Source organism: Pseudoalteromonas sp. SWXJZ10B, from assembly GCF_015864475.1.
Taxonomy (GTDB): domain Bacteria; phylum Pseudomonadota; class Gammaproteobacteria; order Enterobacterales; family Alteromonadaceae; genus Pseudoalteromonas; species Pseudoalteromonas arctica.
This window is the reverse complement of the sequence record NZ_JADYXD010000023.1, coordinates 59,117-68,338: the sequence shown is the minus strand read 5'-3', so window position 1 is coordinate 68,338 and position 9,222 is coordinate 59,117. Positions and strand designations below refer to the sequence as shown.

The 9,222-nt window shown below is 38.6% G+C and carries 5 protein-coding genes and 1 pseudogene; 1 reads left to right on the top strand and 5 read right to left on the bottom strand.

All coding sequences use genetic code 11. The features are described 5' to 3' along the window. Nucleotides 1-105: 105 nt before the first annotated feature. The 3 genes and pseudogenes from I6F54_RS16865 to I6F54_RS16855 all read right to left on the bottom strand — a co-directional run bounded on the left by I6F54_RS16865 (nucleotide 106) and on the right by I6F54_RS16855 (nucleotide 6,442). Nucleotides 106-993, bottom strand: a pseudogene (locus tag I6F54_RS16865) (peptidylprolyl isomerase). Between the two features lie 32 nt (nucleotides 994-1,025). Then, nucleotides 1,026-4,715 carry an autotransporter assembly complex protein TamB gene (tamB, locus tag I6F54_RS16860; RefSeq protein ID WP_197142412.1) on the bottom strand — a complete coding sequence of 1,230 codons (3,690 nt, stop codon included), beginning with the start codon at nucleotides 4,713-4,715 and terminating at the stop codon, nucleotides 1,026-1,028. Next, a complete protein-coding gene (locus I6F54_RS16855; protein WP_197142411.1) occupies nucleotides 4,715-6,442 on the bottom strand; it encodes an autotransporter assembly complex protein TamA in 1,728 nt (575 codons plus the stop codon). The genes tamB and I6F54_RS16855 overlap by 1 nt, the downstream gene beginning before the upstream one ends. A 214-nt stretch (nucleotides 6,443-6,656) precedes the next feature. Here I6F54_RS16855 and I6F54_RS16850 point away from each other — a divergent pair, with 214 nt between their 5' ends. Next, a complete protein-coding gene (locus tag I6F54_RS16850; RefSeq protein ID WP_165725436.1) occupies nucleotides 6,657-6,992 on the top strand; it encodes a ribonuclease E inhibitor RraB in 336 nt (111 codons plus the stop codon). Nucleotides 6,993-7,036: 44 nt separating this feature from the next. On the opposite strand, the gene I6F54_RS16845 is transcribed toward I6F54_RS16850, so the two are convergent. Together I6F54_RS16845 and I6F54_RS16840 are read right to left on the bottom strand one after the other, a co-directional pair. Next, nucleotides 7,037-8,788, bottom strand: coding sequence for a DEAD/DEAH box helicase (locus I6F54_RS16845; RefSeq protein ID WP_197119524.1), 1,752 nt, complete (start codon nucleotides 8,786-8,788; stop codon nucleotides 7,037-7,039). Between the two features lie 124 nt (nucleotides 8,789-8,912). Continuing rightward, nucleotides 8,913-9,215, bottom strand: coding sequence for an H-NS histone family protein (locus tag I6F54_RS16840; protein ID WP_007586043.1), 303 nt, complete (start codon nucleotides 9,213-9,215; stop codon nucleotides 8,913-8,915). Nucleotides 9,216-9,222 lie beyond the last annotated feature (7 nt).

The window sequence follows — 9,222 nt, the reverse complement described above, 5'->3', positions numbered from 1 at the left end:
CCCGATGGGTTAAGCCAAAACCATCTAAGTATCCCCATAAAAAGAAAAATGCCAGTCAGCTTAACTGACTGGCATTAAGCCTAGGCTCCTTTTCTATTTGTATATTTAATTAACTTCACGCTTAGTGGGTATAGGCATACCACACACATCAACGTAATTATGTGCTTTAACAAACCATGGTTCAATACGGTTTTTACGAGCACTGATCAAGTTTTTAAACACAGATGAGTTTGTTTTCATCACTTTAAATATACTTTTATCGCTTTGTATATCGCCAAGTACTTGTATATTGGTAATTGGGTTAAATACTTTTCCTTCAGTTGGTGTACGCGCTAAACGATTAAAATGCTCTATACCTTCGAGCACTCGGCCAAACACCGTAATGTTTTTATCAAGGTAACGAGGGCCTTGCCCTATCGTTACAAAAAACTCCGTACTCGCACTATTTATATCGTTATCGCGCGCCATTGCAAACACGCCACTACAATGCACTTGCCATGTTTGCGTATGTGCTGAATTTTGAGCTACTGTAAAGCCGTTTAAAAAACCCGTAACAGGCGCATATCCGTCGCCATTTAGCTCAGTAATTTTAAGTGGTTTGTTTGTTGTTAAATAAAACTCAGCAGGGACTGTTTTATCCGCTGTTTTAATTAACTTTTTACCCGAACTGTCGCCACCTTGCGCTACAAAACCTTCAACAAACCGATAAACGTTGGTATTTTTATAAAACCCTTCTCGTGCTAACTTTTTAATATTTTGAACGTGCTTTGGGGCAAGCAGTTCATTAAGCTCAATCTACGCATCGCCCGTTGGCAGCGTTATCTTTAAAGTATTTTGAGCGTTCACTACTCGCCAGTCATTATCTGTTGCACTCGCAATTACCTCACTCGCGCTCAATAAAGGTAGCTCTTGTTTAGCAACACCATTACCTAGTTGTTGAGCACAACCGCTTAATAAAACACTAAGCAGAGCTGGTAATATAATTTTTTTCATCGCTTATATCCTTATAATTATTATAGTTTTTGTTATTCCCAGTCAAACTTATATAGCACATCAACATTTTGGTATAGGCCGCTCGTTATTTCTATGTATAACTGTGAAAGTAACTGATAACGCACAGCCACTTCACTGAGCGAATCAAATACACCCACGCTATATTTAACTTGTAAGCTAGGTGCTACGTAACCTGATATTTCTACTTTGGTGCTATCACCACTACCTGATGAGCTTAAACTTACATCTGACAGCCCAAAGGTTTCACCTACCTTAGAAACAACCCCTTCGCTGCGGCTAACCCCTTGAGAAAGCAATAACTGCGTAAGCATCGCATCGCTTGACGAACTTTCTCCATCGCCTAAAGGTTGGCCATTAAGTAAATATGCGAGTGCTTGAGCTTGATCCATCGCAGGCTCAGAAAATATTTTAAGCGTTGGTTGTTCAACATTACCCGTGAGCGTAACCCCTGCAATGACACCATTTGCAGTCGTGTCGGGGTTACGTATTGCTTTAATATTTAAAAATGGTTGTTCAATTGAACCGCTAAAACCTACTTGCCCGGTGCTGATTATTAAATCTTGCCCAAAGGCTAAGTAAGTACCTTCAATTAAGTTAAGCTCACCTGTGGCTATGATTGGCGCACCTTGACTCATTTTTATCGCTAAATCACCCGCAACTTTTGATTCCAAGCCAAACGACTCTACTTTTACATCGTTTTTAACAATCACTTTTAAATCTATGTCGTAATCAAACGGAACTGTTTCGGTGGCCTCGGTTTTTTTATCAACAATAATTTCATCATCGCTAACTTGCACCGCGCCCTCAGGAAGCTCTTCAATCATTATACGACCGTAAGGCACAATTACCTCACCAGCAAGCTTGAGTGCATTATTAGCCAAGCCTATTTTTAAATCCGGCGATACTTTAAAAGTAACCCCTTGCTGCGCGCGTACATAAAACTGCTCGCCAACTACCGCAACATTTACAGCAGGTTGCGCACCTTGCCAATCAACGTCACCGGTGAGATTTATTTTACCGCCTTGATTGTCGTTTAAGTTGCCTTTTATTGTGGCTGTTGTTTTATCAAACAATACGTTTATGTTTGATTTTTGCAGCGCTATAGGTAGTTGCTCGCCCTCTAAACTAATATCGCTCACATTAAGTTCGCCATTTAATAAAGGATCTTTTAACGTACCAGCTAACGCCACTTTCCCGCTAATATCACCTTTTAACTGCTCAAGGGTTTCAAGAAAAGGTTGTAAGTCTGAAAGGAGTATTTTATCGATATTAATGGTGCCATTAAGCGCTTGCGTATTTTGTATATCATCGATATTAATTTGTGTGTTTATTTTCCCAAGCACACTTGATTCTAAATTAGCTTCAAGCTTGCCAATTTGAGAATCCGAAAACGCACTAATGCTTAATGTTTCAATAGGTAATTTAAAACGATCTTCTTCAGAGGTAAGTACCGCTGTTAAATCAGTAGAATCGATATTTGCACGTAATGTTTTAAGCGCACCGCTTTGCCAGTTAAGTGCCACATCGCCAGCTATATTACCGCGAGTACGAATATTGTCAGGCAAAAAGTGCTTAAGTTCTTCAAGTGCTAAGTTGCTTAGTTTAGCATTTAACTGACCGAGATTTTTTGACTGCGCTAAGGTGTCTATGCATAATTTACTTTGCTCAGATGCCCAACAATGCGCGCTTACGTTAAAGTCGCTAGTTTGAGTGTTAAACATAATGACGATATTTTTAGTATTACTAAAACTAAGCTTTTTATCGCTGAGCGTTACATTACTAAGCTCGCCATTCCAAGTGGTATTATTAATTTTGCCATTAACTTCAAGCTCTACACTGCCTTGCTCGGCATTTATAGATGCCGTAAGTTGGTGATCTGTTTTGTCGCCGCTAATATCAATTTTAACGCTATTAATTTGCTGTTCGGCTACAAGCGCCGAACCAACACTCACCGATACATCGGTTTGCCAATCGGCAGCGGTATCTAACTGCCCTTTTACTGATAATTTATCAATGTTTATTTCATCAAAAATAAAGCGATCTAGTATTAACGCTAAATCAACTGAAGGCGTTAATCGCTCGCCTCTCACTTTTAAATCTGCAAAGCCATCTGCAGTAAATGGAATATTAGCTTTTTCATCACTTTTTAGCGTTACTTTGCCATCAACCTGCCAAATGTCGTCAACTTGCCCACTTAGCGCTAACTTGTTGGTGCCACTACTTAAATAAAAGCTATCAATGTTCGCTTTTAACGTGTTGTCTAGCTTAAAGTTTGAGGCAAATTCTAGTGGCACGTCGTTAAGTAATCCGCTTAACTTTGTATTATTCATTTGTAGCTGCCACTTGTCGTCAGCTACATTAAACGAGCCTTTAAACTGCCCTGAAATATCACTTGTTGCAGCGTCAGTTAAATACTGCGCTTTTAAATTAGCAAGCGTGCCATTAAAGTTAGCCTTTATACCTTGTTGCCAATCAACATTGGCTTTAATCACTGCGCTGCTCTCATTCGCTTTTATACTAAGCGCTTGTAAAGTTGCTTTGGTAAGACTGCCTTTTAATTGGGTATTTAAATCTACAGCTGGGTACGCGCCTAATTGACTATTTGCCAGCAGTGTAAGCTGATAGTCGTCGGCATTACCTTTAGCATTAAGGCTAACATTTTTAACCTTCAGCTCATTACTTTGTGCATCAATAAGCCACTGTTTAATTTTGCCATTTAACTCAAACGGATAGTTTTTTTGCTTTAAATTTGCCGTTGCCGTTAAACTAAGTGGGTATTGCCCCTGCGTTTCTAAATTTAGGTTTAGGTTTGATAAGTCACCATTCAACTGCAAATTGGCTTGGTGCTCATCACTTTGTAAAACCACACTCCCTTTTAAAGGTAAGTTCCCTGCAAGCTCAGCGTTAAGATGTGTATTAAGCTGCCACTGTTCATACTTTGCTGAGAATGACTCTAAATTAATAACCGCATCTTCCACACTTAATTGCAGCGAGATGTTTTCAATAACATGTTGGGCTTCGTTTTGCTCAATCGTAATTTTAGCTATTTCAAAGTCTTCAACAACTAAATCAAGTGGCGAAGTAAATTCTATATTAGGCAATGCGGGTAGGTGCGTTAAAGGCGCTTGAGTATTTTGCGCCGTTTGTGTTTTCGCATCTTGTTCTTGCTCTTTTAAGGCAACAAGTATGGTGGGAATATTCAGGCTTTTAACCGTCAGCTTTGAACCCTCTGCTTTTGCTGAGAGTTTAAAATTATTAACGCTTACGTTTGCACTTGGATGCTCTAGAGTAAATTTATTGATCGCAATGTTTTTTACAGCAATATTAAAAGGTAAGCTGATTTTTTCGAGCGGCTCTGCAGCGGCTTCTTCTTGTGACTCTGCAGTTTTTGGTAATGTTAAATTTATAGATTTAGCACTTAAGTTATCTATACAAATTCCATCGCACTGCCACCAAAACAAATCAATTTTCAATTGTTGTGCATTAAAGTCCAATCCGTTGCTAGCAAAGCGTACATTAAAGGCATCATTATAAATAAAACGGCCATCTTTAATTTCAATATGTAGTCCATCTACTGCTTTGTTTGCACTATAAGCAATAAATTGATTACCGGGTGCGGTAAATAACAAACAAAATAGTGCAACAACTAACGTGACAAAAATAGCACTTACGGCGGCTGTTATCTTTTTTAATACTGACATTAAATTTCTGGCCCTATGGTAATACTTAAACGTGTGCTTTTACTTTCTTTTGTTAATCCCCAAGCGTGGTCTATACGCACGGGGCCAACGGGAGTTAAATAGCGAAAACCAAAACCAGCACCTACTTCAAAATCATCAGAAAAATCATTAGTCGCAGTACCACCATCAACAAATAAAGCTGCTCGCCAATTTTTAGCAAACTGGTAGTTATATTCCATCGTCCCCGATAGTAAATACTTACCACCTATTAGCTCGCCGTCATCGTTCTCAGGCGAAATTGATTGGTACGCAAAACCACGAACGCTTTGATCGCCACCTGCGTAAAACCGAAGTGAAAATGGCACGTTGTTAATATCATCAACAAGCATTGCTCCTACATTCGCTTTTAAAAACACCAAGTGGCGGTCAAAATAAGTGCGTAGCCATGCATGTTGCATTTGCACCCTAATCAGATTAGTACTCGAAAGCACATCATCTAAGCCAAACTCAGCAGATATAAGCCACTGCTCTCCCCAATAAGGAGTCGTGCCGCCTTTTGATTTTTTGCGCGCGTAGCTAATGCCAGGCATTAACATTTCGGTACTTTCTTCGTCTTCATCACCAATACGGTAGGTTTCTTGGTCGCGGCGTAAAAATGCAGTACGCACCCACTTATTTTCGGTCAACCATTGGCGCTGAACTTGCCCCGTTAATATTTCACTGTAAGTGTCGTTTGTGAGCTCATCTTCTAATTTATAACCGACAGAGAATCGCCATAAATCATCATTAGGATCATCAACCGGAATTGTATAAGCCATGGAAATATCTTGCTGCTTTTGTGCCACATTTAAATTAGTTTCGAGGTAATGGCCGTCTTCTGTGATCCACGGTTTACTCCATTTAAAACGCACCTTGGGCCCTAAGTCAGTACTAAAACCACCGCCAATTTCATAGCTGTTAGCTGGCTTGGGTAATACTTCAACTTTAATCGGTACTTGGCTGTTTTTGCGCGCTGCAATGTCAGCATAAACACGTACACTGGCAAAATAAGGGGTACTTGATAAATCCAAGTTATAGTCAGCAATATGTGTTGATTTATAAGGTTGGCCCTGCGAGAAAGGCGCTATAGAGCGTATGTATTTTTCAGCGGGTGTACTACTGGCAATTTGTATATCGCCAAACTCATACCTAACTCCGGTATCAATTATGAAAGTAATAACAGCACTATTTTTTTTAAGCGACACTTCTAATTTGCGCGCTGGCCACTTAGCATCAAAATAACCAAGCTCCAGCAACATAGATTCTATTTTTTTATGAGCATAGTCATATTTACCATGATTTAAAACATCACCTTGCTTTAAGTGATTGCTTTTAATCAATGCCTGTAATTGGGTATCGCTTTGACCATCACCGTTTAGCGTAATATTAATTGCTTCTATGCGAGTTGCAGGCCCCCGTTCAACTTTAACAATTAGTTCGCTGTCGTCTTTATCATAAATAACCTCGACGGTCGGGCTATAATAGCCAAGTGCTTTGATGCTATTTTGTACTTGTTTTTGAGCATAACGGCGAAGTGTACGGGTTGGCTTCTCGCCAATTAACTGCTTGAGGTAAAGAGCTACGTTATTTTCTAAATCGCCACTTAACCCTTCAATTTCGTAATCTTCTATGACTTTTTCTGCCGCATAGCTATTTGTCGCAATTAAAGCGCTCACAACACACATGCAACGTAAAAACTTAATAAACAAGTAAATATCCTTACTTTTAATATCTTACAAAAAACTAGTTAATTACCCGCATATTAGCATAGCCATAATGAGCAACACATTAACTTAATAACAATCTAACGCGTAAATTTAACTTTGAATAAATATCAGCATAATTAAAATTAGTACGCGTTAAGACAATATTTTAGTTACAATAGTGCCTACGAATAAAAAATTAATTTTAAATGAGTTTTTAATGCAATTCCCTGATGATGATAACGGCCAACTTTTAGCCGAAATAGCCGCTGCTGGCATTGATTTAAATAAAATGCACCAAGTCGATTTTTTTATTTTATTTGAACAAGAAGCCGATGCTGAAAAATTTGCTAAAGAAATAGTCTCTGATGCATTAGTTCAAAATGCTGAGCTCGAAAAATGCAAAGACACTGGCGTTTGGGAAGTAATCACTCAAGTACAAATGGTGCCAGAGCACACCCTTCTAGGACAAGCAGAGCAATACATTGAAAGTATTGCTAATAGCTTTAATGGATACGGTGATGGCTGGGGATTAATGGACGGTGAAGAAGCTTAGTTGCCTTTTAATTGTATTAGTTCAATGTACTCTATCAGTTAAGCTTAGCGGCTTAACTGATTTGCCTTTCTAAAACCCCCTTTATAGTCAAATAGTTTATCAGCCACTTTCCAACCATACTTTTTGCTTTTTCGTGCAATAACAAAATCCGGTGGTACTAATTCAAATTGTGCGTTTACTACTTGCTCTGCAGTCTTAAAATTAATAGGTGTTTGCCCAAGTCCTACTCGTAGACCAAATTGCTTATTAAATATAAATTGCCCGCCTTTATTTGCGAGGTTATATACCTCATCGCAACTTGCGCCATCTTCATCAAAATACGTTATTTTAATTAAATCGTCTTTAATTTGAGTTACCGATAACCCACTACATCGAAGCACAAGTGCGTCTTTTAAGTTTAATGCATTACGTAGCTTATCATCAGGGTCAGCCATTACCGCGCCGCAATCATGGCATTGTCGTGCAGCAATATCATTTTGAGCGCCGCACTGCTCGCATTCTTTAAATCTAAAACGATAATCGCACTGCTCTTTATGGCCACTATCGTCTTCTAACAACCCTTTACATCGCCTGCCAAAGTGCTCTATTACTTTTCCAGCAGAATCAGTTTTACCCCAAAATATATTAGCAAACCCACAACCTGGGCAAAGTACCTGCACAGGCTCGTTATCACTATCGCCTTTTTTATCACCCACTTCAGGGTGAAATAAATTAAAACCATTGCCGGCATAATCTATTACTAAGCAATCCGTTTTCGATTCAGATAACCTTAAACCTCGCCCCACAATTTGCTGATATAAACTAACCGATTCTGTAGGGCGTAAAATAGCAATAAAATCAACGTGCGGCGCATCAAAACCTGTAGTTAATACCGAAATATTAACTAAATACTTTAATTGCTTAGCTTTAAATTGCTTAATGATTTTATCGCGCTCAGTGTTTGGCGTATCACCTGTTATTAGCGCACTTTGATGAGCTGGTAGGTAGCTTAATATTTCCTGAGCATGCAATACCGTGGCGGCAAAAACCATAACACCTTCACGCTGCTCACTGTATTGAATTACTTGCTGTAATATAGCTTTCGTTGCGCGCTCACTGTTTTTTAAAAGCGCATTCATGTCATCAGTTGTATATTGCCCAAATGCATTGCTATCTAAGGACGAAAAATCATAATGGCTAATTGCTGCATCAACTTCGTTAGGCGGCGTTAAATAATTATGTTTGATCATATACCTGAGCGGCAATTCAAAAATACAACTTTTAAACGGGCTTTCTTTAGTCCCTTTAACAAAGCCATGATAATGATGATGGTATATCCACCCCGTTCCTAGCCGATAAGGTGTTGCTGTTAAACCCAATACTTTTAACTGAGGGTTATATTCTTTTAAACTACTTATTACTTTTCCGTACTGGCTTTTTTTATCCCCATTTACTCTGTGGCATTCATCAATAATAAGTAACGAATAATGCTCATTTAATTTATTTAAATTACGAGAAAGTGATTGCACACTGGCAAAGGTTACTTGATGGTTTAATGACTTTTCTTTTAAACCTGCTGAAAATATACTCGCCTCTAAACCAAAACTTTTATATTTTTGCGAATTTTGCTCTACCAACTCTTTTACATGAGCAAGTACTAATATTTTTTGCTTAGCAATACGGGCAAGTTCAGCAATAACCAAACTCTTACCTGCGCCGGTTGGTAGCACAATAACGGCAGGATCATTACTCTTTCTAAAGTGTAAAACGGTTCGTTCTACGGCTTCTTGCTGGTAAGGTCTTAGTTTATAGCTCATGGGAAAACAAATAGGTTTGAGTGAAGAGATTTTAGCAAATAATAGCTGGGAGTTTTAAACTTTAATTATATTTTATTGAGGGGGAAACAAAAAAGAGAAGCCGAAGCTTCTCTTATATTTAGCTTTAAGCTAAAAACTTCTCAAGCTCAACACCTTCAAACGCTTTAGGACGACGGCCACGGCCTGTCCATTCAATAGTCTCACCATTAAGTTCCATGCGGTACTTAGGCTTAACTTTAGTACGTTTGTCAGATGCTCCATCTTGTAAATCTTCTAGCGTAAGTCCTTTTTCTTTTAAAAGATCCAAAACTTCCTGTTTCGCTTTTTGCTGCTGGGTATATTTTGAAATTGCATCATTGATAAGCTGTTGGGCTTTTTCAAGATCCGTTAATGATGCTGTTTTAATAAAAGATCGGACTTCTTTCATTTATATC

Excerpts from the sequence above, each read along its gene's own strand:
- tamB (WP_197142412.1), bottom strand. The coding sequence starts at position 4,715 with ATGTCAGTATTAAAAAAGATAACAGCCGCCGTAAGTGCTATTTTTGTC.
- I6F54_RS16850 (WP_165725436.1), top strand. The coding sequence starts at position 6,657 with ATGCAATTCCCTGATGATGATAACGGCCAACTTTTAGCCGAAATAGCC.
- I6F54_RS16845 (WP_197119524.1), bottom strand. The coding sequence starts at position 8,788 with ATGAGCTATAAACTAAGACCTTACCAGCAAGAAGCCGTAGAACGAACC.
- I6F54_RS16840 (WP_007586043.1), bottom strand. The coding sequence starts at position 9,215 with ATGAAAGAAGTCCGATCTTTTATTAAAACAGCATCATTAACGGATCTT.